Genomic DNA, 25,720 nt, shown 5'->3' with positions numbered 1-25,720 from the left:
CGATGGTAATATCTTCAATTCCTATCTATTTCTTCCTATCAGGTAGCTATTCTTATTTCTAAAACTCATTATGTATCTCTTATTTATTCCTGATTTCTCCCCTGTCGTTTTACATGGTGACTCCGGAGTTCCGGCCCAACATATTGAAAAAGCTATAAAAAGAGGAATCGGCAAGATTAATGTAAACACAGAAAAACTGTGCAGCCTATACAAAAGTCGTTCGAAATTTCCTTGAAGCTGTCAACTTAATCTAAAATCTAAACGTTATTATTGTCTTTTTTATATTTTTAACTTTATTATGACACAGTGTCACTTATCGTATTGACTTATGACACGGTGTCATATATAATTTGTTTGTGCTTAAATTATGACACAGTGTCACTTGTGAAATATAAGGAGAGTTATTATGCCAAAACAAACGTTTTTTCACTTAGCTAAAGATAAACAAGACACGTTAATTCAATCTGCCAAAGAAGAATTCTCAAGGGTTCCCTTACATGAAGCATCAATTGCAAATATTATCAAAAATGCGGGAATACCTAGAGGGAGTTTTTATCAATATTTTGAGGATAAGGAGGATTTATTCTTTTACCTATTAAATCAGCTTGCGCAAAAAAATCATGAGCGATTTATATCCATCTTGAAGGAGAAGAACGGAGATTTATTTGAGACGTTTATTGACAACTATCAATTTATGGTAAAGAGCCACCGAAAGGCAGAACACAAAAACTTTTTTAAAAATGTTTTTTTAAATATGAACTATAAACAAGAAAATACATTAGCAAATAATATTTACATGGAGAATCAGAAAAATCAGTATTTAAGTACGATTAACTTAATTAATCGAGAAAAATTGAACATTCAAGATGAACGAGAACTCCATCATGTCATGAAAATTATTAGTGCTGTCACCTTTCAAAACCTTATTCAGGTGTTTGTAAAAGATTCAACTGATGAAGAAGCTTTGCGAAATTATTTGGAACAAATTGATCTGCTAAAAAGAGGGCTTCAAAAGGATTACATGAATGAACTCACCTAATGGAACGAAAAAAGATTCGATTGATTTGAAAAAAATAGTTGAGAGACTTAGAAAACAAGGAATACATGCACAATTATGTAAACGACCTACCTTTATAAACATGTCGAATAAAGAATGCATAAGTAATCCTTAAGAAAAAATTGATAAAATTTTAGGGAATAAGGGGAATAGATATATGGAATCAGATTTACAACAAAAGAAACCACCCTATTTAATGATTGCGATCTTATTTGTCGGTGCGTTTGTTTCTTTTTTAAATAACTCGCTTTTAAATGTGGCACTGCCTTCGATGATGGTAGATTTAAATATTAAAGATTATTCAACAATCCAGTGGCTTGCAACTGGATATATGCTGGTCAGCGGTGTCTTAATTCCAGCATCAGCCTTTTTATTAACGCGGTTTTCGAACCGTAGATTATATTTGACATCAATGTCCATTTTTACTTTAGGTACTGCGTTAGCAGCTTTTGCACCAAACTTCAGTGTCTTACTTACTGGGCGTATGATCCAAGCAGCAGGGTCTTCGGTCATGGGGCCTTTATTGATGAATATTATGCTTGTCAGCTTCCCTCGTGAAAAACGTGGAACAGCTATGGGTGTTTTCGGATTAGTTATGATTACTGCCCCAGCCATTGGACCGACATTATCGGGTTATATTGTCGAGCATTATGACTGGCGTTTACTTTTCGAAATGATTTTACCCTTAGCTGTTATTACCTTATTATTAGCCGTTTGGAAATTTGATAATGTGATGGAACAAAACAAAAATGCCAAGCTTGATTACTTTTCAGTTGTCTTATCTTCGATCGGTTTTGGTGGATTATTATATGGGTTCAGTTCCGCAAGCTCAGATGGTTGGACCGATGCTATTGTCTTAACCACTTTAATTGTTGGGGCAATTGCTTTAATCGCCTTTATCTATCGCCAATTTAAAATGGATGAACCATTATTGGATTTAAGTGTATACAAGTACCCGATGTTTGCGCTTGGGTCTGTTATTGCCATTGTCAATGCAGTCGCTATGTTCTCTGGGATGATTTTAACACCAGCGTATGTTCAAAATGTAAGAGGAATTTCTCCGCTTGATTCAGGGTTAATGATGCTGCCTGGTGCTATTATTATGGGAATAATGTCGCCAATAACAGGTAAATTATTCGATAAATTTGGTCCACGTCTTCTTGCCGTATCAGGACTTGCGATTACAGGAGTTTCAACTTACATGTTAGCAAACTTACAAATTGACTCTAGTCACACCTTTATTATTCTTGTTTACACTCTGCGAATGCTAGGTATGTCAATGGTAATGATGCCAATTATGACAAATGGGTTAAATCAATTACCAACACGATTAAATCCACATGGAACAGCCGTTAACAATACTGCACAGCAAGTCTCTGGTTCAATTGGTACAGCTGTCCTTGTTACCATTATGAATTCAGTGACAAAAACAGAAGCTGAAAGCCTAATGACTGGTGTTGACCCAACAACAATGACAACAGCTGCTCAAGCTGTGTTAACACAGAAAGCTTTATTAGCTGGTATCCAATATTCATTCTATGTAGCGCTAGGCATTAATATCGTCGCTCTATTATTAGCCCTCTTTGTTAAACGTGTTGATACTAGTAAAGAAGCTGTGAAGGAGTTAAACCAGCAAGGGAACACACAATTGAAGGCTGAGACAATTTAAAAAATTGAACTTGGCGTAGTAAAATTTGTTCATAACTAACGCTAAGGAAGTTTTCACTTATAAAGAAGTCGTTTCCAACGATGAATCGACTTCTTTATTTAGATTATTGAATAAACCTTAGGGTCGGACCAATGTTAAAAACAGTTGAGAGTTCTTCCCCATTACAGCGATTCCAGTTGTTAAAATTCGATAAACCGCAAGGATACATATTAATACTTAATTTCTATAAACAATAAAGAGAACAAATATTAGTTTGTCCTCTTTATTGTATATAGAATATTTACATGAATAGTCCATGAATCGTACTAAGCAGAGTGAATAGTATTGAAACCTTTATCGCTTTCAGCTGATATCACGAATGATTTCCATTGATTTTAAAAGTATTGTGCCCGAAAACGTCTATATGTTCAACGGCTTCTGGCTGTGCAAGACAGATACTACGTACATTTGTAAGCATACCTGCCTTGTCTTGTGTTTTCATTTTTTTATTCACCTATCATTGATACTATTTTGCGTTCTCGTCTGGTTGATGAATACCAAAGATATTCCCTTCTGTGTCAACATAGTATCCCTGCCAAGCCATTCCAGGCAGAGCATATTTTGGCATTGCGACCTTTCCACCATTATTCGTAATTTTAGCCTCAATTGAATCGTAATCTTCCACTCCCATTGTACAAGCATAACCATTTAAAGGTTGGTTTGGTTCTGGTGGTGGGCCTTGACGTTGCATCAAAGCTCCATTAATTCCAGGCTCATTTGCATCTCCAGTCACAGCACCAAAATATGGCATTCCTGCATAATCAGTCCAATCTTCAAACTTCCAGCCAAATACCTCTCCATAAAACGTTTTTGCACGTTCCATGTCATCCACATGAATCTCGAAATGAACTAATCTTCCCATATTTCATCCTCCTAATATATCCATCAAAATTTTGATTTCATTTAATCTCTTCATATGTAATTTCTTCCTAAATTTTCATATTCCTTCTACAGTATGACAGAAATATAGAAATTTAATCAATTCTATAAACGTTGCTTGTAACGTGGTTTTAACAATAAGAACCTCAGAAGACTTTCATAAGAACATTTAATTTATGAATGTTCTCCAGTTCTTTAAACAAAAGGATCCAGGGATGTTTACTCTTCTTCCCTGGATCCTTTTAACCTTGAATTAAGATATGTTAATTATTTTTCTCTAGGCATTGATAAACATCTATCATTTCTTGTTTATCTAACTCACGAATACGACTGAATATTTTAATATCTGCTACTGCCTCAGTATATAATCCTTCAACAACAACATCACTTACCTTGCCCGTTACCCATGTTTGCACGTCTATGCCATCAATGATTTCCTTACGACCTTCATCATTGATGCCACTTTCATAGCAACTAACACATGGTACCGATAATTTTTGCACGCCATCATGAAGTCCATCTTCTGAAATAACTTTCTTCCCGTTACAAAATGGACATGGATAACTTTTTTTAATCTTATTAATTTGCGTAACGATTTTTTTGTATCCAAAGGCTTCATAAACATAGGTTAGTTTTTTGTATTTTCCATTAGTGAAATACTTATCAATAATGGTTTCTCTCGTTTCGTTAATATTGGCAAAATCACAGATTGTAAGTAGGTTTTTGCTACTTATTGTTTCAATATTACCTTTAATCTTGTCCCAGAATGGTAAAGCATTTTGTAAAACCACTTCATAGTTTACAAAGCTAGCTAATTCTAGTTCAAGCATCTTCAGCGCTACTTGTATTTCCCGAGGGAGTAACGAGACATCTTCTGTAAGTACCATTTTTCCGCCAACAACTGCTTTTAGTTTTTCCAGCTCTGGTAGCTGCCCTACTGTTTTTATGACTTGATCAATCGGTTTCTGAATGATCTCTCGAATATCAGTGTCACCAAATTTTAGCTTTTTATGATGGTTTAGCACTGTTCCTTCACAGACTGGACAGATCATCATTTCTTTGGATGCTTTCATTTGCTCTTTAATCATCGATTTCGAAATAAACATATAACGGCTAATGAGTAAATTAAAGCCCTCCCAAATTCTTGATGTCTTTCCTGCTTTATCATAAAATGACTTTTCCCAATAACCATATAAGAAAGTATGACGTTCTGCTTCTGTCATCTCATTATAGCTTTTACTAATATCCTGACCAAGCTCATTCTTTATCTCATCAAAGAGGAATTGTAATTTTGGGTATTGATAATATTTTAATACCGCCATAACATCTGGATATAATAACCCATCCCAGAATGGCACTGTTTTATCTTGAATGACAACATCAATATCAAATTTTTCAATGACCCGACGACCTGAACAACATGGACAATGATTTTCTTGATAATAGAAATCGAAGTTTCTTGTATCTTTATTGGTTGGATGTGCAGCCACAATATAGTTGATCAGTCCACCTATTTCATAGAGAAAGCTATATTGACTGTACAAGTGTCTTTCAAGGTCGATGGCAATAACGGGTGCAATTTTGTCAGACTCGTATTCACCATAAATCAAACGGGCCATTGGTGATAAGCTTTTTAAGATGCCACCCTTATAAACATTTTCTGCATGTTTAAAATAGCTCATATGATTTTCTTTTACGTAATGAATGCCATTTTTTGACCTTAGTGATGAAGGAATTTGTAATGTAGCCGCTTTATCTTCACTGTTCATTAGACGATAATAATCATAATGACTAACAACATCAAGATGTTGCACCGGAGCAGTTTGTCTTTTACCAAAATCAACAATAAAATCTGAGCTTTCTAGCATATAGGCATTATGTTCAATCATCATGATTGAGACAGATTCATCCTGAAGTATGACCCTAATACTATCTATGAACTGGTTTAAAATATTTTGTGATAACCCTTTTGAAGGCTCGTCAAAAATAAACAGCGTATTTGGGTTTCTTGAATTTGAAAACAGTTCAGAAACTAAATGAACACATTGAAATTCTCCAGTAGATAAGGATTGTGTTTTTCTTTCTAACGTTAAATATCCAAGTCCAAGCTTTATTAATAAACTTAAGCGTTTATGTGCGATGTCTTCATTTGGTAGTTCTTCAATAATATCTTCAATTGAGCGTTGAAAAATATCATCAATCTCTTCACTGTATTTTGAGAGCTTTCTTTTTATATCAAGAAAAGTTGCTACTGTTGACCGGCTGGTAATCGATTTGTTTCGATCCTGTCCAACCATAACCAGTTTATCCTTTGGATATCGCATCACAAAATCCTTGGCCATACATTCATTAACAAGTGTAGATTTACCACAGCCAGACTCGCCGGTAAAGGTTACAAGTCGATTTTTTGGAATTTGAATTTCTGCCATTTGAATATTACGACAGTAAAGATCATGAAATTTATAGTATTCTGTTGGCATTGCCTGATTTCGTTCCCAGTGAATCGGTTTTGGGCGTGGGGATTCTTCAACGATTTTCCCACCATATTTGCCACTACCAGGTCCAAAGAACAATTGCTCATCAGTTGTATCAAGCACTGTGTCAGAATGATCAATAAGCCAAATTTGATTTTTATAGCCTAATTGTTTTATCTGCTCTAAAATTTTCAATAGGGTATCGTGATCAAGACCAACGGAGATTTCATCAATAATAATAACGGTATTTTCACTCGTTGCCATGAATTCTGCTAAGTAAAGTCGTGTTAATTCTCCGCCAGACAACGTACCCATAATGCGATTTAATGATAAGTAACCTATATTCATATTGATAATGTTTTGGAGAATATGTTGTTTCTCTTCACTTATATGTAATACTTCAGCTTGCGAAAGAATTGATTCAATGCTCAGGTTGTTGATATCAGCGATATTATGAGGTTTTTCAAACAATTCCATTTCATATTGCTCAACTTCTTGATTATAGCGGTTGCCCTTACACTTTGGACATTCTACATTTTTGGTATAACCTCGTCCTTTACAAGCTGAGCACCACCCTAATGCATTATTAAATGAAAAAAATTCTGGTGAAAGATTAAATTTTTCAGCAAGGCGAACACGAATCTCTTTAAATACACCTGTATGTGTACCAATCGTAGAGCGTGGATTGGAAGAAATTGAAGATTTTCCGAGAAAAAGCACTAAAGGCATTTCTTCCATCTTAATGGCACTGAAATTGGTTTCCATAATAGTAGAAAATAAATACTGATATTCAGCCTTTGGCAATAAGGAAACGAGACGCTTCTTTGATTCTTCACCGATCGTTTGACAAAAGGTTGTTTTCCCTGAACCAGACAAGCCCGCAATTCCTAACGACTTATCAACTGGGAGTTCTACATCTAGCTTATAAAGATTGTTTGAAATCAATTGATTTATTTTCATATTGTTACCTCTTGATTCTCGAAATTTAGACTTTCAATGATAGTACAATTATTTATGAATTTTTTGTGTTATTTCATAAAAAATCAATGATCTAGTGAAAATTAAAAGCTCAATGACAAAGATTATTTCTATACATTTAATAAAAAGAGGAAATAACAGTACAAGGATCTTCATACAACATTTTATCAAACATGGTAATTATTATTAAGTCCAATACAGGAATATAGTAAATTTCCCTTCTTCTCTAATATTTTTATATCGTGTGGACAGTATTAAAGCCTAGTAAAATCATTCCCCTAGAACGTTTTCCCTTTTTTCTTAGCATCCGCATCCAAACTAGCTTCAATTGCTATCCCCATACACATTCCAATCGGTAAACCTAAAGCAATATTTTCAAATAACTATCATAAATAACTATTATGTATTAATTTCCACAAAACCATCTCGATTTGATATTGGTTTAATCTCAAATTGAGATATATAATAAATGTAAGAAAACAAAGACTATTTAAGTTGCTTCCCATTTTTAAGGAGGATTTAACATGAGCCAATTAGCGAGAGAATCCAAAGTGAAGGATTTATTAGCTAAACAAAAATTCAATGAAAAAGAGATTTCAGAGATGACAGATCCACAGATTGAATATTATCACTGGCTCTACTTTGAAGATTCTATTTACGATTATATGTAAGTTTAAATTCATTATAAAAGTTAAAAGACCTAAAAAATGAACAACTGCTCAGAATTAGCTCTGAGCAGTTGTTTAATGTTTCCCTTTTTTATGTCTTTACAATATTTTGCTTTAAATTAACCCTACTATTAATTAAATATTCTCATTTCATATAGCGATATTCCATTAGACTATTCAAAATAGAAATTTCTTGTAATAATTCCTCTCCAACATTCGTTTCAAGAACCTTTTTTCTTTCAAGTTCTTTATCCACCAATCTTTTTACTGATAATACATCCGTTCCATTTTGTAGAACATCTTCTTTTGAATTAAAATGTTTATGTGCAACAAGCTGCATACCGTAGGAATTATATAATAAAGTGTATCCGGCAATCCCTGTCGTTGAATGATAAGCCTTAGAAAAGCCTCCATCAATGACAATTATCTTTCCATTTGCTTTGATTGGATTTTCTCCTTCAATTTCTTTAACTGGTGTATGGCCGTTTATTATATGACCTTGATCAGGATTAAGATCAAACTCTGTTAGAATATTGCGACAGACTTCATCATTTTCACGTAAATAATAGTATGGATTTTTTTTCTCTTTATGGGTTGCCTTATCCTTAATGAAATACCTTTCAAAGGTCGTCATTTCTCTTTTTCCAAAGAGTGATGAATATTCTCCTGTCCATAAATACCAAACCATATCTGTTGCAAGATCATCTGTCTCTTCAGGATGTGCAAACGAATATCGTAAATAATGTTCAAAAACATCAAGTAATTCACGACCTGCATAGGTTTTATTTTCAATGACCATTTTCTCCATATTTCCTTCTTCATCTAAAGGAATACAGCCATGTATTAATAAGTTTCCATTATATTTCAAATAAAGACTACCTTTTTTCATCAGAAAATTCATATGTCTAGCAAGCTTTTCCGAATGCTGAACTGAAAATAACAGCTTGTCCATTACTTGCTCTTCTTCTTCTAATAATTGATCAGGTTGCTCTGGATTAACTGTTGCAAAGCAAGTATTTTCTAATGGATATGTTTTTCCATGTATCTTGATTTCATTTTTATCAAAATCAATTTTCTCAAGCAATAGTCTTTCTGACATATTAAAGTTCGGACGTCTTTTTATAATTGGACTTTCAAGCTTGAACTGAATCATCGCAATCGCTTGATGAATTTTTGTAATTTGTAGTTGTTCTTCTTCAGAAATTTTAAGGTCTGATTGGATTTTCGGTCTAAAGGCTGGGATGTCTCCATAGTATTTTTCCGCTAAATTAAGAAGTGGTCGAAGATTGATGCCATACACATCTTCAATAATATCTAAATTGTTGTAGCGAGCACAGATCCGAATAATATTAGCGAGACAAACCTTTGAACCAGCAAAAGCACCTATCCATAGGACATCATGATTTCCCCACTGAATATCGACAGAATGATAATTAATAAGAGCTTCCATAATTTTATCAGGCTCAGGACCTCGATCATAAATGTCCCCAACGACATGAAGATGGTCAACAACCAATCTCTGAGTTGTATAAGCAAGGCCTATAATGAGCTTGTCAGCTTGTCCCAGGGAAATAATTTGTTGAACAATTTTTGAATAATAAGGTTCCTTAAAATTCGTGAATTCATCTGTTTTGTATAAAAGCTCCTCAATGATATACACAAACTGATTAGGCAATGCTTTCCGTAATTTAGATCGTGTATATTTGGAAGATGCATAAGAAATTAGCTTAATCATACGCTCAATGATTACTGTGTACCATTGGTGTAATTCTCTATCATTGTCAAAATTATTTTTAAGTAACTGAATTTTTTCTTCAGGATAATAAACTAATGTTGCAAATTCTTTAATTTCTTTTTCAGTTAATACCTTTTTATAAATGTCTTCAATTTTCTCTTTTACCTTCCCCGATCCATTTCTCAGCACATGCTGAAAGGCTTGATACTCTCCGTGTAAATCACTAACAAAATGTTCTGTCCCTTTTGGTAGATTAAGAATGGCTTCAAGATTGATAATTTCAGTTACAACTTTTTCTTCACTATCATAGATTTGAGCCAGTAAATCTAGGTGTTTTGTATTCAACATTATGTATCCCCTTTCAGTGTTTATTTATATTATACATCTAATAGAGTTGATTTATATACTTATATTATAAGAGAAAACTAAAAATTTCATTAATTCGGTAATTATATATTTTCAATTGGAAAGGAATTATACAAAACCTCTCGCAAAATCTAAATATACTTATCTATTACGATAATAACTAGACATCTAGTACTAGTTCAAAGGCTGCTTTTAATGTAAGAAATTTCAAAAACACAGCACAAATATTTTTACTTAATTACAAAAAAACCTTAACAGATTTGCTAAGGTCTTGTATGCTCAGAGTCTTTAGCTCTGAGCTTTTAATAAAATTTTGATTATTTCATCATTAAGCCTGATTGCTGAATACCCAACGAACCTTTTTATTGATGTACTGATCTCTCATTTCAGTTAGTGTAGTTACACTACAAACTATACTAACACCTTACATATTTGCGTTTGAAACCAAGCTTTCCTCTATCTAATTCCTTTTGAATATTTTCGGACGCATGTAGGATGCTGCTTTTTTTCTTGTCCCGCTTGATTTGGACTGGGCCAACTGCCTTTGCTGTTTCAACCGCCTTATCATGAAGCGGTAAATATGAAATTCCGACTGTGTAAATAAAATTATTCATAGCGGATTTTGTTCGATCTGGAGAATCATGAATCGTATTTTTCACCTGATCAAGCTTACCGGCAATCGAGCTTTCGCTAAATTCAGCGTCCGGGCGATTACCCAAAAGCCAGCAGTAACAGCTCCACCCTGCCGACATTTTAAGTTCTTCACCGCTTGCGATCCATTTATCGGCAACAACTTGCGCAAATTCGGTTTCTGCTAAAGTTACTGCAACTACATAATCTGACAGCATATAAAAATATGCTGCATCTATCCAACGATCAAAATCTTCCTCAGTCATTATCATTGGGTCAGCAATGATGCCAGCAAAATACATGGCGTCATAGTTCCTGGTGGCGTAAAGCTGCTCGGCTAAAGGTTGATTTTTCTTGATTTTCTTTGCGAGCGGCTTCATTGCTCCGGTAGCCACCCCAAAAAGCGGCTCATGTGCTCCATTGCTTATGTAAGTCTTTTTCGTTCGTTCCTTGCCAAGCGCTTCCAGTTCCTGCATAACTATTTCTAAATCCATCGTTTTGCACTTCCTTCCTTTATAATCTTGCTCATTTTATTGTAACAATCTAGCTTATATTCTTTTATTAAGCAACTTGAGAGATCAAGAATTAGGTTGTTATTCTTGAACTTACATCAGTTAGCCTTTCTGTATATAAAAAAAGAGCTGCATAAACAGCTCAGCAACCTTCAACGAAAGCTTTCTATAACTAAAGAAATGTGCTTTCAAATAATTAAATACAGTCTTCTACGATTGTTGAAATCTGCCAGGTTATACCGAATTTATCTTTTACTTGTCCATAAGATGGACTCCAGGGAGTTTCTTGAATTGGCATAATTACCTCGCCACCATTTAGAAGTTTTCCGAATACTTCTTTTGATTTTTCTACATCATTTAAAGTGATAGCTACATCAACTTGTGATCCAGTTTGAAATGGTTGACCTGGGAATGTATCAGATAGCATAAGAAACGTATTACCAACTCTCAATTGTGCATGTATTACACGATCTTTTGCTTCATCAGGAAGAGTGAATTCTGGATTTTCTGGCAACTCTCCATATGTTTGAACTCCTAGAACTTCTGCCTCCAATGAATTTTCATAAAATTTAACAGCTTCTTTCCCATTACCATTCATTCTTAAATAAGCATGAACCCCTAAAATCATATAACACACCCCTTTTTTCAATTTTTAACATATGTAACAACCATACAGAACGTACATTCGTAATATAACACATATTGTATGATTATGGAAGTATCACATAAAAAAACTTGCTCTTTTATTTAGGCTCTTTTCTAAAAGATTGTTGTTTTTGAACAAAACTGATTAGGGTGATTGGAACGGATATGCGAGACTCCTGTGGGAGTAGCGGGACAGATGAGACCCCGCAGGCGCTTTGCGCTGAGGAGCATTCCTGTTTAATATCCTTAAGGCTTCTTGCAAAACAAAAAGTCCTCTTGTATGATGCTTGAGTATCAACGACTAAATTGACTCATCACCATACAGGAGGACCATATGATGAATAGTAATATGAATACCAAAATTAATCAAGTATCTGAAAAAACACTTGTTATTGGAATAGACATTGCGAAGAAAAAACATTACGCATGCGCTATCGATGATCGTGGACGAATTTTGCAAAAACCGTTTCCGTTCATACAATCCCTTGATGGGTTTGAGCAACTACACAATATGATTCATTCTCTACTAGAATCACATGAAAAGACAGATGTCTTAGTCGGCTTTGAGCCCACAGGGCATTATTGGATGAACTTAGCTGCTTATTTAGTCGAAAATAATATTCAATTTGTCATGGTTAACCCTATGCATGTGAATAGAACGAAGGAATTAGATGATAACCTTCAAACTAAGAATGATCAAAAGGACGCTCGCGTTATCGCTTCTTTAATCCGCGATGGCCGGTTCAACTATACACGAATTTTAGAAGGGACAGAAGCCGAACTTCGTAATGGGGCGAGTTTTCGGACTAAAATGCAGGAAGACCTCGCATCACTTAAGAATCGAATGATTCGGTGGACAGATCTTTATTTCCCTGAGTTCCATCATGTATTCAAAAGCTTCGGTAAAAACGCATGCGCTGTTCTCGAGGTGACACCTTTGCCAATCGATTTTGATGGGAAAAATGATGAAGAACTTATCGCACTTTACAAAAGGGTTGAAGGAATAAAGTGTCTTTCCGTTTCTAAAATACAAAAGCTAAAATCAATAGCCAGTCAGTCCATTGGTTTAACTGAGGGGCTAGAAATGGCCCGATTTGAAATGGATACATTACTTTCTCAGTACAAAGCTCTTTCAAACCAACTGGAGGTCTTATCATCAAGGTTAAATGACCTCGCTCAACAATTGACAGACTATGAGTATATTTTATCTATTCCTGGTTTAGGCGAAAATACTGTTGTTGAACTACTCTCTGAGATAGGTTCTCTTAGGCAATATCAGCACCCACGCCAATTAATTAAATTAGCGGGGCTCACGCTTAGAGAAAACTCTTCTGGCCAACACAAAGGTCAAAAGAAAATTTCCAAAAGAGGTAGGAGGAAGTTACGGGCTATATTATTTAGAGTCATCCTCCCTATAATTCAACACAACATAGCGTTTAAATCTTTGTACCATTACTACACGACTCGTACTGTCAATCCATTAAAGAAGAAAGAAGCCATGGTTGTTTTATGCGGGAAATTACTAAAAATTCTACACGCTTTGTGTACAAAACGAGTGCACTTTAATGTAAATCATATGTTAACAGATCTCCATTGCCTCAAAGAGGCAGCCTAAGCAACTTCCTAGTTTGTAATCTAGACAATAGGATGACACGGAGAAGTTGGCACGAAATGAGCCATTAGACTAAGAGTCCCTTGAGGAGCATAGCCAGCCTCTGCCTTATGAATAGACCGAACGAAGGAATGTACGCGTTAGACGCCAAGAGACATGGGAGGGTACGTCATCATAAGATTCGCAGAGATCCGAAGTGCATCATATAAGCACTTAGAGTTAATCATTTCCAATTAACTCTAGCGAAGCGTAACCTCAGAATAACAATATTTTGAACTTTTGGAAATTGATGATAATCTGTAGTGAAAATCAGTAAGTGAAAATTTTTTTTCTATCTATTAAAACAGTTTTAAGCGTTGATATACCAACATTTCTAGAGGGAGGCTCATCGCCCGCCCCACGGAAAGCGAGCATCCTGAAGCGCCAATCAACCAACCCAATACTATTTTAAAAGCAACAAAGTTTGCGAAAACAGCCTTTATTTAATAAATCACCACAACCTTAACACCACAAAAACTTTAGACCGCTGAAAACTTTTTTAATTTAAATGAACCTTTTTGCTTTCTCAGTTGTATAGTTAGAAAAGAAGGTAGATGGGGGATGTTATTAATGGATACTGGTTGGATTGTTTCACTAATTGTTGCAGGTTTTTTAATGATTTTTATTTTAGCGATTGCTATTCCAATGGATCGCAAATATGTTGTCCGTGAAAATGGTAAAATCAATTATAAGAAAACGAAAATATATTTAAGATGGAACGTTTTTGATACGCTTACGATTGGTCTAGCCACATATTCCATTATTTGTGTTCAGGCACTTAATTTTTTAGTCTCTAGTGGTGAAACAGTTGAGAATGTTTTTGTGCAATTTTTTACAAACCAAGCACAAGTATGGACGCTAGTATCAATTTTTTACTTAATTTGCAGGGTCTCTATGACGCTAAAATCTATTAAGGAACGCTGGGGCGATGAGATTGAGTGAGCGTGAAGATGAATTAATGATCGCTTATCAAAATGGTGATAATGAAGCATTAGAAAAGATCTACACCCTATTAAAGCAGTCTTTATACTCGTTTATTTTCCGTTATTCAAGAGATGAGCAATTAAGCATTGATATCGTTCAAGACACATTTGTTAAACTGCAGCGTTATAAGTACGATTACAATCCAAGCAAGGGAAAACTAAAATCATACCTTTTTCAAATTGCATATCGATTGATGTTAACAAAATTAAACCGTCGTAAGAAATGGAGGAATCTTTTGCCCTTTCTGACGCCGACACGGACCGAAGAATTCCATCTTTCAGACAAAATGACCATTCGGGAAGCCGTTGCAAAGCTTCCTGAAATACAGCGTGCCGTTATATTACTCTTCTACTATCACGATATGCCACAAGAGGAAATAGCCAAAATCCTTAGAATTCCAAAAGGGACGGTTAAATCAAGATTACACATCGCAATCAAAAGATTAAAGGAAGAATTGGAGGGAGACGAATATGGGACATGATCCCTTTGATAAGGATAAACATCTGCATACGAAACTTGAACAATATCACGTAGATATACCCGATTTCCCAATGAAACCTAGTAAGTGGGAACGTTTTATCAATCTTTTAGCTTCACCAGCAAAAGACCCACTTGATTCAATCATTTCAACTTCGAATGGAATTTTGTTGCTAAAGCTTGCTCCAATAATGGGAACCGCTGCATTAGCATTAATACAAGTTTTACTTTTTCTATAAAAACTAGGAGCTTTTTCATCTGAAAAAGTCGATTCTCTGAACGATAAGGAATCGATTTTTTTAATTTGTTTGTTTTCTTAAACACTTTTTTCTTTACGAACTAAAGATACAATATTGATATTGCTATGTAGGCTAATGACATTAAACTTAGCAGGAAAACAAAAGATGCGAATAGTAAAACCTTTGTCTTTTTATTCATTTCTACACCATTGTTAAAGGAGATAGAAAATCCTAATAATAACCCCCCTAAAATCGTTATTAATCAAACAACGGATCAATTGTGCTTCCCATCCATATACCTACCATAAAAAGCATTAAAGCAAATACCTGATTGATCATAAAATTTACAGTCACTTTGCTCCCCCTCTATTTAAACCTTCTAAATAGTTGTGTATTCTCGATAAGCTAAGTAGGTATCTTTCTTTAGAAATAGTACTGTGACCAATAATTCATAATTCGACCAATACGTCTCTATGAATCGTGATGGCTACGTTACATTACCTGACCTTGATTTTACGAGTTCAATAGCTTTGAATTTTATAAATTTTTTAATTCTTCATTTGAAATAACATGCCAACCATGTGCTTTAAGTTTCTCAATATAGGTTTCTACCTTAATTTCCTCAATTTCTAATACAAGAGGTTTTAGTGAAACAAAGCATTCATTCATATCATAATTAATAGTGATTTTCACCACTTCATATCCATTATGAAATCCTGGATCGAATCCTGGATCATGTATGATATCCCCTTTAACTGGACGAATATTTGATTCAAATGTTTTCACCATTAATTCTTGTCTAACCTTTTCTTGCTGTTCTTTTACGGAAGATATAAAAATCAGTAAATTTATTTTCATGGTTGACTCCTTATAGTTCCAATTATTTTATGAATTTTTTGCAAATGAAAGCTGTTTTTCCTTAAGTGCTTCATTCAGTATTCTCACCGCTTTCGGCCCAACACCATGTAACTTTAAAATTTCTAATTCAGTTACTTGTGTCAATTGAGCAAGATTAATATACCCAGCATTGGTAAGCGCTCGAGTAGCTGGTTTACCAATATTGGGCAAATCAATTTCTTGTGTTGCTTTATTGATATTGTCCATTATTGTCCTCCTTTCATTAGTTAATTTAATACTTGTTACATAAAAAATTACAGACTCTAAATGTTTTCATTAGGTTTTACCTCAAATCCGATCTTTTAATAGTACCTAACATATACAAGTTTTCCGTTTCATACCTACTCTATTTTTCATTTCTATTTTCTTAATATATTCTGATGCTATAGGTACCTTACAAGCCGTATTCCCTACGTCTACGTGTACCTTGCCAATAAATTCTGCTACTTGTTTTGCTTCCTCACATAGTTCAGTTACATATGCACCCACAGACAAAACAAAACCATTCATCACATATCGTACACGGTTTCGTTCTTCATGAACCGTATTTTTCACTTGGTTCAACAAAGTCTTAATTTCAGCTATATCTAACTTTTCGTCAGGGGTTATGGATAAATAGTTTGAATAGGTGCTCCAGCCACAAACAGCAACCATTTCGTCCTCTGATTTCATCCACTCCCTCGCCAATTCAAGAGCATAATCACTCTCTGCAGTTACCTGTGCAACTGTATATTCTGCTGCCATATACCAATACGCTTTTTTGGCCCAATCTTGTAAGGTTTCCTTTGAAATATGCTTGGGATTAATTGAAAGGCCTGCTAAATACATTGCATCATGATTACCAGAATCATATAATTTTAATGCTAATTCATGATTCTTCTTTACATACTTGACAAGCTTCTTCAAATCCCCAATTTTCACCCCAAAATAAGGCTCCTTTACCCCATGATTCAGATAAATTTGCTTCGTTTGCTCGGAACCTAATTCTTCAAGCTTTTGCATAATTTCTTCATACGTCACACTATTCATCCTTTCAAAAAAATCTATTGTTTATGTAATGTATTCATTTTTTACTTTAAACTATTTTCAAAAAAATCTGATCCGTTCTTTAAATAATTTTACCATAAAGTAGGTTGAGCCTACTTAGGTAGTTTCTTGCATAAAAACTTATCCTCCAAAATCATATGGTAAATATTGTGCATTTCAATATGCTCATTTATACTTATACATATAAAAAGCTTAACTCGATACGAACATCTGTCTGAACTTTTAATCATGAATAAAAGGTGGTAGAAATATGAAACTAGGCGCATTTTCTGTAAGTTTAAATGTAAAAGACATTAATCTCTCAAAATCATTTTACGAAAACCTTGGATTTCAAACATTAGGTGGTGATATTACCCAAAATTGGCTTATTTTGAAGAATGAAAATTGCATAATTGGGCTATTTCAAGGAATGTTTGATAAGAACATCCTGACTTTTAATCCAGGATGGAATGAAAATGCTGAAAATCTCGAATCATTTACGGACGTTCGCGAACTTCAAAAACAGCTCAAAGGAAATGGAATAAACATGCTGTCTGAAGCCGATGAATCAAGTGAAGGACCAGCACATTTTACAATTGAAGATCCAGATGGTAATCTCATTCTTGTTGATCAACACAGATGAAATAGCCAAAATTAACGGTACAAATAACTACATATTACTTTTGCTATTATAGTAGATGAAAAAGCAAAGGACCTGTTCTTCAACTTCTAAATTAGAAGAAAGAGAACCGGTCCTACGCTAGAGCAATCCTTATTTTATTCCTAGTTGATACTTAAGTTTATTATCATACCAGTATTGCACTCCGTATAATATATATGCTTTATAATGTAAGTATAGAAAAAATTGAAAATTATTCAACTTATTTAAACGTAATATTTTTATTTTTTTAATAAAGTTAATAATAGGAAAAGCAAACAATCCGTCAGCAATAACATTAAGCAACACAAACTTTTTAAAGTTTCCATATGATAATTTAAGTAACCACAAGGAAAGAGGCATATATGGACCAATACTAAAAGGGAGTTCATTTGTTAGAAATGATTTTCGCTTATCATAAAAAGTCCACCAATTACGTTTTTGTCCAATCTTATGATTGATAATCTCCAGAATTACAATGACTATCCCCGCTAGAGAAAAACGTTTTAAATTATGTTTTCCTATAAATATCAACGATAACCAAGGGACTACTATTAAAATTACATTAAATAAAGTGTGCCTTTTGGATAACATATGGATTTCACCTTAACCTTTTATAATTTCATCTCTTTTTAGAGTATCCGAATACACAAAAAGTATTCTATTATCTTAAAGCTAGTTGAAAAACAGCTTCATTACCCAATTGTAGCCAATATTTTCTTGCTTCATTTGTTTCTAGACAATTCGTTTTTTATTGAAGGTAGAGATAGACTACATCAAATATTCATTTTATTTGCAATGTATTCCGCATCCTCGCCTACTCCTAATAGTAGTGCTGAACCGCGTTTATGCTGCCATGGTAAACCAAGGAAATACAATCCTTCAATTTGAGTGATCCCCCTGCTATGTACTGGATTCCCTGTTTTGTCCAGGACTTGTGAGATATTAATCCATTCGTAATTTGATGTAAACCCTGTAGCCCAGATGACATTTTTGACTTCAATCTTTTCCTGATCTTCGAACTGAAAAATCTCCTGGTTACAGTGAATTGTTCTGGGATGAAGGATAATTCGTTGATCTCGAAGTAAATGCTTTAATTCATTTCCAAAGATAGGATCCCCATTACCTCGAATCCTTTTTCCGATAAATGATTCAGCCGTAGCATTCAATATCCTGAGTTTCTTGAACCACCAAAAAATACTCTTTCTGAAGAAAGTTAAGGGTAGAAAGCTGATTTCTTTGCTAATGGATAAATGCACCTCTCTCGAAGAAGAAAGCTCTACCGCAATTTGTGCACCAGAATTTCCTCCTCCAACTATTAGTGCATTTCCCGGTAATAATTGGCTAGCATTTTTATATTCAGATGAATGAACTTGATACACATTATTAGAAAGATTCTTTGAGATTGATGGAATGGAAGGTAATTGAAAAGGCCCAGTTGCAATGATCACTTGTTTTGAATGCATGGTTTCTATATTCGTTTTAATAATGAAAGTATTTTCTTGTTTTTCTAAAGATTGAACGTTCGTTTCCATTTGAATTGGTAATTCAAATGTCCTTGCGTAGAGCCCCAAATATTCAACTACTTCATTTTTAGTTGGTAACCCCTGAGGATCTCCCTTCATTTGTAAACCAGGTAAAGAACTAAATTCTCTAGTAGTAAATAATACTAAGGATTCATAACGATTCTTCCAAGAATCACCGATTTTCTTATTTTGATCTATTATTAAAAAGTTTTTCGTTTGCTTCAAAAGATGATATCCCATAGAAAGGCCAGCTTGACCGGCACCGATAATAATTACATCAAACATTATTTTAACTCCTTATTCAATAAAAATATGAATCTATTCTCAAGATCAATATGCAAACATTAAAAACAATTAATATAGTAACATTGAGATAACCCTATAAATTCTTATATGTACCTATAATAACATGTTAATATTTTCCTCTACTAACCCTAATTAAGAGTATTCAAAAATAATTACGATTCCACTTTTTTCTTTTGCCTGCATAATAGTGTTTCCATTTTTTATCTAGTTAAATTAATTACTGCTCTTCAATGAATTCTTCATCATATATCGATCGACGTATGATTTAAGCATTTCAAATGATGAGTGCTTTACCTCGATTCTATGAGTTAAGAGTAAATAAATAAGTAATTGTTATTATCTGCTTAAATTATTGAAATTATTTAACAGCAAATTCTTAAATATTTTATTTAACACATGTAAAACCTATATTCAAGTTACAAAATTCATATAGGAGTGTGACTTATTAAATGGCAAAAGAAAGAATAAAGAAGCCTTTTTATAAACGTTGGTGGTTTTGGGCTATTGCGGTGATATTGGTGATAGCTATCGCGACTGGTGGCGGTGAAGATGATACCGACTTAGCAAACGATGCTGGGGATGCTGCACCTCCAGAAACTGTAGAAGGAACAGATGTAGCTGAGGGTGAAAAGAAGGAAGAAACAAAAACGTATAAAATCGGTGATGCCGTAAAAGTTGGCGATGTTGTGTTTACTGTTCATGGGAAGTCAACTGCAAATAATGTTGGTGGCGAATATGGACAAAATGCAAGCGGAACCTACTTAATTCTCGATGTCACAGTGAAAAATGAAGGAAAAGAAGCAATCATGACAGATTCATCCTTCTTTAAGTTACTTCAAGGGGATACAGAATATAATGCAGATGATTCTGCAACACTTTACGCGAATGAAGCAGGAAAAGGATTTTTCTTAGAAGAAATTAATCCAAATCTTGAAAATCGTGGAAAGGTTGTTTTTGACGTTGCGGATCCTAAAGCAGCATACAAGCTCCAAGTACAATCTGGTTTCTGGGGAACAGAAACACAAACAATTGATCTTCAATAATAAGTCAAAGGATCAGGAAAAATAATCATTTTCCTGGTCTTTTTTATAAAATAAACCCCAACTTGTATTCGAAATCCTTTTCTTTTCATAAGATCATCCACTGTTTCACTGAATCTACTTAATCTATTATTGCAGTCGTTCTTAGCGAATTATACTTTTCCATTTTGTATCGACGATCATTTGCGCTATGCTTTAGGTGTAACTTTGAAACAAATTCTTACAATATGTTTTTGTCGGAATAATGACAAATTCAGTATTATAATAAAAATAAATTGATCTTTACTGTTTCTTTTTTTATTCTTAAGAAAACCACTATTATATTAGGAGCAAATAACATGAGTAATAATCATTCTGTGAAACAACGAAATTACAATTCATTGATTTGGATCTTGTCAATTGTCATTGTAGGTGTGATAGTCGGAACGTATTTTTTGCCTAAAAACAATGATGGTAGCATTTTGGGAATAGAGTTAACTGTATTACCGTTAATGAATGCTATTTTCAACACCTTTACATTTCTTTTTCTTGTTCTTGCTTTGATTACAATCAGGCAAAAAAATATTAAACTGCACCGCCGTTTTATTATTGCGGCATTCACGACAACATTTTTGTTTTGCATTAGTTATTTGACCTATCATTCAATGGCTGAATCAACTAGCTATGGCGGAGATGGATTATTAAAGAGTATCTACTATTTTGTTTTGATCACTCACATTTTCCTTGCGGCAGCAATTGTGCCACTTGCACTTATTACGCTAGGCAGGGGCTTGAATATGCAGGTAGACAAGCATCGGAAAATTGCTCGATGGACGATGCCGATCTGGCTTTATGTAAGCTTCACTGGTGTATTGGTCTACTTCATGATATCACCGTATTATTAATTCGAGTGTAAAGGTCTTCTTTTCATAATAAAAGCAACAATCTTTTTATATTCAAAGATTGTTGCTTTTATTTATTACACTTAGATCTCAGTAACCATACCTGAATTTATCGTAACTTACCTCTAATAGTAGCACCATCCCTCAACATTTCTGTCTACTTTTTCAGCAGTCTCGTCTAATAATGTAGTCACCTCTTATGTCTACCCTTTTTATAATTGTCTATTTGATGGGGTACAGTTCATTCTGATTTTACACTCGTTTTTCTTTGTTTCTATATATAAAATTTACTATCTATTCCTCTAACCCTTGCACACATTCTGCCCATTGTTCTTCGGCAATTCGTTTTAGTAATAGAGATTGCTCCCATCGATCGGAAATTTCCTCCATATTCCCTTTACTATAGCTGTTTTTCGTGATTGCATATCCTGGTGGACCCAATTCACATACGAATGGGAAAATATCTCCAACTCTCGCATCCATCAGCCAATTTTCCATCCCTTGTTTCCACCAGCCTTTAAATCGATTCAGCATCGGATGCTCTCCATTTGGTCCAATATCCACTTGCACCTGTTCGCCATTTGATACTCTCCCATGAATACACCCACAACGTTGTAACAATTCATTTAAAAACGGCTCTGCTCTAAAAATATCCCCGACCATCTCTCCAGCGACAACATAGTGAGAAAAATCAATTGTGAGACTTAAATTCGGAATTGCTTTCACATAATCTACCGTGCGTAACAAATCTTGTGTAATTCTTCCTCTATGTGTTTCTACAAAATGAGTGATACCAAACCGTTCAGCTTCCTCTGTTAACTCTTTTAGCAGCTGTACCGCTTCTTCACCGATGACAAAACTATCCATCACTTGTGAATTGACATGCTGAACGCCAAAGTCTTGTGCCTGCTTTAAAAGAATTGATAACTCTTCACGATTCCATGGATAAGCACTAATGCTAAAGCTAAGCTGATACTTTTCAAGTAAGTTGTGCCACTCCTCCTGTTTTTCTTGAGGTGGAAGAAAACCATTAATCCCTGTAAATCCTGCTTCGGCAATTTTTTCTACCTTTTCTTCTGTTAACCATTCTCGTACGCCATTTCCTATCCCATTCATCGCCCACCATGATTGTTGAATATCTAATCGTGGTGGAGCACTGCTTCCATTATTTATTTTTTTCATCTTTCCACCTTTTCCTAATGTAGGTTAATGTATTTCCGCTTGGGTAAATTCTGTACCACATGGATTCGATTCAGTCGTTTCAATATCCGTAACAGGCGTACCATCCTGTTTATATAGTGGTTTGTAAAAATTTCCAGCTTTTGTGGTGGAAATCCCTGCATAATGACAAATAAACGATCTGCGAAATTTGTCTTTTGAAGTATTTGGATAAGATCCATGAATTACATTACCATTAAAAAACAACACATCGCCTGGCTCCAGGATCGCAGGTATTGGCTTTAGCCCATCAGGTATATCGACCTCTTCACGAGTAAACGATTTCTCTGGGTCAGCTCTATGAGGGCATTGGATTTCAGCATGCTGCGAATTAGGAACAACATAAAGTCCACCGTTTTCTTCATTAGATGGATCAATTGCGGTCCAGGCTGCTATACATGTTCCTGGTTCCATCTTTAAATAAAAATTATCCTGATGCAGTGCCTGCCCCTTTGCACCTGGTGGCTTATAATAGAACATACTTTGTGCTGCAAGTGGCTCCTCTTCAAGTAGTTTTGTCAGAATTGAGAATAGCCTTAAATCCAACAAGTACTTCATAGATAGCGAGTCAATTTTATGAGGATGCATGATCCTTGGATACATTTTCAATATATCGCCTTTTGCATCTTCCTCTGAAAGGGGTGAAAAATAACCTGGTATCGGTCCTTCGGAATGTATTTGCATAAACCGATTTTTTAACTGCTCAATTTCCTCGCTTGAAAATAGTCCTTTTACAATCAAATATCCATCTGAATCAAACTGTTCTTTTTGTGCCTCAGTAATATTCTCCACCATCATCCACCTCTTTTTTTATTAATAATTGCTATAATTAAATTATAAGAGATCTCAAAATGAAAGGAATAGAGAGAATGACTATAAACCTTAACAATCCTGCTATTTTTAAAAATGCTTCATCACCTGGGGTTCTTTTTTCAGATCATTATCATCAGTCAAATGAATACAAGGTCACTCGATCAAATGGAGCGAAAGAATGGATAATAACATTTACTCTTTCTGGGGAAGGTTTGTTTAGTGTGGATGGTCATGAACAGCATGTAAAAGCAGGTGAGCTAGCTATTTTAAAACCAAAAACCGCTCATCAATATGGATCTAATAACAATCACTGGGAATTCTATTGGGCTCATTTTCTTCCAAGACCAACTTGGATAGAATTACTCAATCTTCCTGAAACAACAAAAGGCTTTATCTATTTTCCAATTAATGATATACAGCTACAAGATCGTGTTAATAATAGCTTTCAGCGAATGATTCGTGATAATCGGTTGCTTCAAGAGTTTTCTTTGGAGTTATCGATGAATGCACTTGAAGAAATTTTATTGGCTATCAATCAATGGCTACAAACAACAAAAGCAAACAAAATAGATTACAGAGTGCAACAGGTTATTCATTTATTGAATGAAGAGTTAAGAGAGGCGCATACAATTCAATCCTTAGCTGATCAAGTCTGTCTCTCCCCTTCACGACTATCTCACTTATTCCGAGAACAAGTCGGCACATCGATTATGGCAACACTTTTATCAATTAGATTGGCCCATGCAGCAAAACTACTAGAATTCACCCAGTTACCCATTTCAGAGATCGCAAATGAAGTAGGCTTTGCAAGCCCCTTCTATTTTACAAAACAATTTACTACTAGTTATGGGATGAATCCGTCGGCATATCGTAAAAGGCTTTTAGAGCAATAAGGGAATGTTTTTTTTCAATTTTCGTAGATTGTTAAACTGCACGTTGTAAACTGTTTTTGTTTGAAGTCTGTTATGTTAAACTGCCTCTTTATAAATTATTTAAAATCTAGACGTTCACTCAATCTTTTTTCTATAAAAAAAACGCTTATCTTCATTACTGATAAACGCCCTTAACGGAATATTTAAGTATTTTCTATAATATTTTGTTCGGTTAGTTACAGCCGCCGTAGAAACTGTGAAAGAAATAAAAAGATACCAAAAATGTATTTTCATCCTTCTCTTCAATGATTAATGAACATTTAGCTCTGGCAACCATTGCTTCATATGATTTATTATTTCTTTATATACTGCCTCTTTACCTGCCACTTTTTTAAGAGGGGACACAGTATAATCTTCACCTACAAAAGTTGGGATAAATGAAGGGTTATTTAACTTAACTATACTTTCACCGTTTACTTCTACCTTTTCAACTTTAATCTGCAAAATACCACCGATATCTTTATAGTCCCCTTTTTGTCCGGAAAAGAAATTGCCTAGTGAGTAAGCTACAAATGAACGTTTTCCGTCTGCTCTTTCAATCCATTCCATCGGCTGCAAAACGTGAGGATGGTGTCCAATAATAATATCTGCACCAGCATTTGCAGTTTGACGTGCTAATTTCTTCTGTTCATCATTCGGTAACCTTTGATATTCTTGCCCAAAATGAAGACTAACAACTACAACGTCAGATAACTCTTTTGCTTCTAGTATCTCTTGTTTCATCTTCTCCATATCTATTAAGTTCACTAGGTACGGCTTATCCTTTGGTACTGAAATACCGTTCGTACCATATGTATAAGCTAAAAATGAGAATATAATGTCGTTCATTTCTATCGTTCTAATTTTCATTTTATCTTTTGATGAAACGTATGAACCTACATAAGGCATACCGATCTTATTCCAGTGTTGAATCGCATTTCGAATCGCTTCTTCCCCACGATCTAACGTATGATTGTTTGCCAGTGTCACAAGGTCAACACCACTTTCTTTTAATGCATCTCCCACCTCATGTGGACTGTTGAACGAGGGGTATGTCGAAAGACCTATCTCCACACCTCCAATCATCGTCTCTTGGTTGGCAACAGTAATATCTGCTTCACCTAAATAAGATTGAACCGGTGTAAGAAAAGGCATAAAGTCATACTGTCCGTTAGCAACATGTGCTGGATTATATACCCGATCATGAATGAGAATATCACCAATAGCAGACAATGTAGCAGTCGAAGTTTTATCTGTTGCTTGTTTTCGAGACTTCTCAGATGTTTCCGTATTAATTTCCTTTCCTGAATCAGTATTCTTATTCTGAATATAAGAATCTGGTGTTTTAATATCTTTCTTATGCAAGAGATAAAAAGAAGAGCCTACTAAAATAAGAGTTACTAATAAAAAATAAAATAATGGTCTTTTCATCAAATTCTTC

General features: G+C 34.6%; 24 protein-coding genes and 1 pseudogene. 12 read left to right on the top strand and 13 right to left on the bottom strand.

Annotation, left to right across the window (positions count from 1 at the left end):
• Positions 1 to 100: 100 nt before the first annotated feature.
• From WCV66_RS16105 to WCV66_RS16095, 3 genes and pseudogenes are all read left to right on the top strand, one after another.
• Positions 101 to 193, top strand: a pseudogene (locus WCV66_RS16105) (class II fructose-bisphosphate aldolase); the annotation flags it as partial.
• Between the two features lie 213 nt (positions 194 to 406).
• A complete protein-coding gene (locus tag WCV66_RS16100; protein WP_338786076.1) occupies positions 407 to 1,039 on the top strand; it encodes a TetR/AcrR family transcriptional regulator in 633 nt (210 codons plus the stop codon).
• Positions 1,040 to 1,214: 175 nt separating this feature from the next.
• Entirely contained in the window at positions 1,215 to 2,726 is a 1,512-nt protein-coding gene (locus WCV66_RS16095) for an MDR family MFS transporter (protein WP_338786075.1), read from the top strand.
• 505 nt (positions 2,727 to 3,231) lie between these two features.
• On the opposite strand, the gene WCV66_RS16090 is transcribed toward WCV66_RS16095, so the two are convergent.
• Entirely contained in the window at positions 3,232 to 3,627 is a 396-nt protein-coding gene (locus WCV66_RS16090; RefSeq protein ID WP_338786074.1) for a VOC family protein, read from the bottom strand.
• 280 nt (positions 3,628 to 3,907) lie between these two features.
• Positions 3,908 to 7,078 (bottom strand): ATP-binding cassette domain-containing protein, encoded by a 3,171-nt coding sequence (locus WCV66_RS16085; protein WP_338786073.1) that lies wholly within the window; start codon positions 7,076 to 7,078, stop codon positions 3,908 to 3,910.
• A gap of 542 nt (positions 7,079 to 7,620) precedes the next feature.
• Here WCV66_RS16085 and WCV66_RS16080 point away from each other — a divergent pair.
• Positions 7,621 to 7,767 (top strand): BH0509 family protein, encoded by a 147-nt coding sequence (locus WCV66_RS16080; RefSeq protein ID WP_338786072.1) that lies wholly within the window; start codon positions 7,621 to 7,623, stop codon positions 7,765 to 7,767.
• A 142-nt stretch (positions 7,768 to 7,909) separates the two neighbouring features.
• Here WCV66_RS16080 and fbp read toward each other — a convergent pair whose 3' ends face one another.
• The 3 genes from fbp to WCV66_RS16065 all read right to left on the bottom strand — a co-directional run bounded on the left by fbp (position 7,910) and on the right by WCV66_RS16065 (position 11,635).
• Positions 7,910 to 9,844, bottom strand: coding sequence for a fructose-1,6-bisphosphatase (gene fbp / locus WCV66_RS16075; RefSeq protein ID WP_066339640.1), 1,935 nt, complete (start codon positions 9,842 to 9,844; stop codon positions 7,910 to 7,912).
• A gap of 437 nt (positions 9,845 to 10,281) precedes the next feature.
• A complete protein-coding gene (locus WCV66_RS16070) occupies positions 10,282 to 10,989 on the bottom strand; it encodes a DNA alkylation repair protein (RefSeq protein ID WP_338786071.1) in 708 nt (235 codons plus the stop codon).
• Positions 10,990 to 11,203: 214 nt separating this feature from the next.
• Positions 11,204 to 11,635 (bottom strand): VOC family protein, encoded by a 432-nt coding sequence (locus WCV66_RS16065; protein WP_338786070.1) that lies wholly within the window; start codon positions 11,633 to 11,635, stop codon positions 11,204 to 11,206.
• Between the two features lie 354 nt (positions 11,636 to 11,989).
• On the opposite strand from WCV66_RS16065, the gene WCV66_RS16060 reads away from it, so the two are divergent.
• The 4 genes from WCV66_RS16060 to WCV66_RS16045 all read left to right on the top strand — a co-directional run bounded on the left by WCV66_RS16060 (position 11,990) and on the right by WCV66_RS16045 (position 15,003).
• Complete coding sequence (locus WCV66_RS16060) at positions 11,990 to 13,267, top strand: IS110 family transposase (RefSeq protein WP_338786039.1); 1,278 nt, start codon at positions 11,990 to 11,992, stop codon at positions 13,265 to 13,267.
• A 606-nt stretch (positions 13,268 to 13,873) separates the two neighbouring features.
• Positions 13,874 to 14,245 (top strand): group-specific protein, encoded by a 372-nt coding sequence (locus WCV66_RS16055; RefSeq protein WP_338786069.1) that lies wholly within the window; start codon positions 13,874 to 13,876, stop codon positions 14,243 to 14,245.
• Positions 14,246 to 14,261: 16 nt separating this feature from the next.
• A complete protein-coding gene (locus WCV66_RS16050) occupies positions 14,262 to 14,768 on the top strand; it encodes an RNA polymerase sigma factor (RefSeq protein WP_338789468.1) in 507 nt (168 codons plus the stop codon).
• Positions 14,758 to 15,003: a hypothetical protein gene (locus WCV66_RS16045; protein WP_338786068.1), complete on the top strand. Its 246-nt coding sequence runs from the start codon at positions 14,758 to 14,760 to the stop codon at positions 15,001 to 15,003. Before WCV66_RS16050 ends, WCV66_RS16045 begins: the two co-directional genes overlap by 11 nt.
• Positions 15,004 to 15,540: 537 nt before the next feature.
• Here the strand turns inward: WCV66_RS16045 and WCV66_RS16040 are convergent.
• The 3 genes from WCV66_RS16040 to WCV66_RS16030 all read right to left on the bottom strand — a co-directional run bounded on the left by WCV66_RS16040 (position 15,541) and on the right by WCV66_RS16030 (position 16,920).
• Entirely contained in the window at positions 15,541 to 15,861 is a 321-nt protein-coding gene (locus WCV66_RS16040; RefSeq protein ID WP_338786067.1) for a hypothetical protein, read from the bottom strand.
• 27 nt (positions 15,862 to 15,888) lie between these two features.
• On the bottom strand, positions 15,889 to 16,107 hold the full coding sequence (locus tag WCV66_RS16035) for a DNA-binding protein (protein ID WP_066339200.1): 219 nt from the start codon (positions 16,105 to 16,107) through the stop codon (positions 15,889 to 15,891).
• Positions 16,108 to 16,212: 105 nt separating this feature from the next.
• Positions 16,213 to 16,920, bottom strand: coding sequence for a DNA alkylation repair protein (locus tag WCV66_RS16030; protein WP_338786066.1), 708 nt, complete (start codon positions 16,918 to 16,920; stop codon positions 16,213 to 16,215).
• Between the two features lie 277 nt (positions 16,921 to 17,197).
• Between WCV66_RS16030 and WCV66_RS16025 the strand changes: the two genes are divergently transcribed.
• On the top strand, positions 17,198 to 17,569 hold the full coding sequence (locus WCV66_RS16025) for a VOC family protein (RefSeq protein ID WP_066339206.1): 372 nt from the start codon (positions 17,198 to 17,200) through the stop codon (positions 17,567 to 17,569).
• Between the two features lie 129 nt (positions 17,570 to 17,698).
• On the opposite strand, the gene WCV66_RS16020 is transcribed toward WCV66_RS16025, so the two are convergent.
• Positions 17,699 to 18,178, bottom strand: a complete 480-nt coding sequence (locus WCV66_RS16020; RefSeq protein WP_338786065.1) for a hypothetical protein — start codon at positions 18,176 to 18,178, stop codon at positions 17,699 to 17,701.
• 182 nt (positions 18,179 to 18,360) lie between these two features.
• On the bottom strand, positions 18,361 to 19,395 hold the full coding sequence (locus WCV66_RS16015) for an NAD(P)/FAD-dependent oxidoreductase (protein ID WP_338786064.1): 1,035 nt from the start codon (positions 19,393 to 19,395) through the stop codon (positions 18,361 to 18,363).
• A gap of 470 nt (positions 19,396 to 19,865) precedes the next feature.
• Here WCV66_RS16015 and WCV66_RS16010 point away from each other — a divergent pair, with 470 nt between their 5' ends.
• Both WCV66_RS16010 and WCV66_RS16005 read left to right on the top strand, forming a co-directional pair.
• Entirely contained in the window at positions 19,866 to 20,459 is a 594-nt protein-coding gene (locus tag WCV66_RS16010) for a DUF4352 domain-containing protein (protein WP_338786063.1), read from the top strand.
• A 335-nt stretch (positions 20,460 to 20,794) separates the two neighbouring features.
• The gene (locus WCV66_RS16005) at positions 20,795 to 21,340 is read left to right on the top strand and encodes a DUF420 domain-containing protein (protein ID WP_066339221.1); all 546 of its coding nucleotides are present in this window, start codon (positions 20,795 to 20,797) and stop codon (positions 21,338 to 21,340) included.
• 291 nt (positions 21,341 to 21,631) lie between these two features.
• Here WCV66_RS16005 and WCV66_RS16000 read toward each other — a convergent pair whose 3' ends face one another.
• Together WCV66_RS16000 and WCV66_RS15995 are read right to left on the bottom strand one after the other, a co-directional pair.
• On the bottom strand, positions 21,632 to 22,519 hold the full coding sequence (locus WCV66_RS16000; protein WP_338786062.1) for a sugar phosphate isomerase/epimerase family protein: 888 nt from the start codon (positions 22,517 to 22,519) through the stop codon (positions 21,632 to 21,634).
• Positions 22,520 to 22,543: 24 nt separating this feature from the next.
• Positions 22,544 to 23,350 (bottom strand): phytanoyl-CoA dioxygenase family protein, encoded by an 807-nt coding sequence (locus tag WCV66_RS15995; RefSeq protein WP_232329090.1) that lies wholly within the window; start codon positions 23,348 to 23,350, stop codon positions 22,544 to 22,546.
• Positions 23,351 to 23,406: 56 nt separating this feature from the next.
• Between WCV66_RS15995 and WCV66_RS15990 the strand changes: the two genes are divergently transcribed.
• A complete protein-coding gene (locus tag WCV66_RS15990; protein ID WP_338786061.1) occupies positions 23,407 to 24,261 on the top strand; it encodes a helix-turn-helix domain-containing protein in 855 nt (284 codons plus the stop codon).
• 288 nt (positions 24,262 to 24,549) lie between these two features.
• Here the strand turns inward: WCV66_RS15990 and WCV66_RS15985 are convergent, their stop codons facing one another.
• Positions 24,550 to 25,710 (bottom strand): CapA family protein, encoded by a 1,161-nt coding sequence (locus WCV66_RS15985; RefSeq protein WP_338786060.1) that lies wholly within the window; start codon positions 25,708 to 25,710, stop codon positions 24,550 to 24,552.
• Positions 25,711 to 25,720 lie beyond the last annotated feature (10 nt).

The organism is Metabacillus rhizosphaerae (assembly GCF_037201795.1).
In the GTDB taxonomy this organism is placed as follows: Bacteria; Bacillota; Bacilli; order Bacillales; family Bacillaceae; genus Metabacillus; species Metabacillus rhizosphaerae.
This window is presented reverse-complemented; position numbering and strand designations above follow the sequence as displayed.

What these genes read in the sequence shown, in the direction of transcription:
- WCV66_RS16100 (WP_338786076.1), top strand. Translation starts at nt 407, where the DNA reads ATGCCAAAACAAACGTTTTTTCACTTAGCTAAAGATAAACAAGACACG.
- WCV66_RS16095 (WP_338786075.1), top strand. Translation starts at nt 1,215, where the DNA reads ATGGAATCAGATTTACAACAAAAGAAACCACCCTATTTAATGATTGCG.
- WCV66_RS16090 (WP_338786074.1), bottom strand. Translation starts at nt 3,627, where the DNA reads ATGGGAAGATTAGTTCATTTCGAGATTCATGTGGATGACATGGAACGT.
- WCV66_RS16085 (WP_338786073.1), bottom strand. Translation starts at nt 7,078, where the DNA reads ATGAAAATAAATCAATTGATTTCAAACAATCTTTATAAGCTAGATGTA.
- WCV66_RS16080 (WP_338786072.1), top strand. Translation starts at nt 7,621, where the DNA reads ATGAGCCAATTAGCGAGAGAATCCAAAGTGAAGGATTTATTAGCTAAA.
- WCV66_RS16070 (WP_338786071.1), bottom strand. Translation starts at nt 10,989, where the DNA reads ATGGATTTAGAAATAGTTATGCAGGAACTGGAAGCGCTTGGCAAGGAA.
- WCV66_RS16065 (WP_338786070.1), bottom strand. Translation starts at nt 11,635, where the DNA reads ATGATTTTAGGGGTTCATGCTTATTTAAGAATGAATGGTAATGGGAAA.
- WCV66_RS16060 (WP_338786039.1), top strand. Translation starts at nt 11,990, where the DNA reads ATGAATAGTAATATGAATACCAAAATTAATCAAGTATCTGAAAAAACA.
- WCV66_RS16055 (WP_338786069.1), top strand. Translation starts at nt 13,874, where the DNA reads ATGGATACTGGTTGGATTGTTTCACTAATTGTTGCAGGTTTTTTAATG.
- WCV66_RS16050 (WP_338789468.1), top strand. Translation starts at nt 14,262, where the DNA reads ATGATCGCTTATCAAAATGGTGATAATGAAGCATTAGAAAAGATCTAC.
- WCV66_RS16045 (WP_338786068.1), top strand. Translation starts at nt 14,758, where the DNA reads ATGGGACATGATCCCTTTGATAAGGATAAACATCTGCATACGAAACTT.
- WCV66_RS16040 (WP_338786067.1), bottom strand. Translation starts at nt 15,861, where the DNA reads ATGAAAATAAATTTACTGATTTTTATATCTTCCGTAAAAGAACAGCAA.
- WCV66_RS16035 (WP_066339200.1), bottom strand. Translation starts at nt 16,107, where the DNA reads ATGGACAATATCAATAAAGCAACACAAGAAATTGATTTGCCCAATATT.
- WCV66_RS16025 (WP_066339206.1), top strand. Translation starts at nt 17,198, where the DNA reads ATGAAACTAGGCGCATTTTCTGTAAGTTTAAATGTAAAAGACATTAAT.
- WCV66_RS16020 (WP_338786065.1), bottom strand. Translation starts at nt 18,178, where the DNA reads ATGTTATCCAAAAGGCACACTTTATTTAATGTAATTTTAATAGTAGTC.
- WCV66_RS16015 (WP_338786064.1), bottom strand. Translation starts at nt 19,395, where the DNA reads ATGTTTGATGTAATTATTATCGGTGCCGGTCAAGCTGGCCTTTCTATG.
- WCV66_RS16010 (WP_338786063.1), top strand. Translation starts at nt 19,866, where the DNA reads ATGGCAAAAGAAAGAATAAAGAAGCCTTTTTATAAACGTTGGTGGTTT.
- WCV66_RS16005 (WP_066339221.1), top strand. Translation starts at nt 20,795, where the DNA reads ATGAGTAATAATCATTCTGTGAAACAACGAAATTACAATTCATTGATT.
- WCV66_RS16000 (WP_338786062.1), bottom strand. Translation starts at nt 22,519, where the DNA reads ATGAAAAAAATAAATAATGGAAGCAGTGCTCCACCACGATTAGATATT.
- WCV66_RS15995 (WP_232329090.1), bottom strand. Translation starts at nt 23,350, where the DNA reads ATGGTGGAGAATATTACTGAGGCACAAAAAGAACAGTTTGATTCAGAT.
- WCV66_RS15990 (WP_338786061.1), top strand. Translation starts at nt 23,407, where the DNA reads ATGAAAGGAATAGAGAGAATGACTATAAACCTTAACAATCCTGCTATT.
- WCV66_RS15985 (WP_338786060.1), bottom strand. Translation starts at nt 25,710, where the DNA reads ATGAAAAGACCATTATTTTATTTTTTATTAGTAACTCTTATTTTAGTA.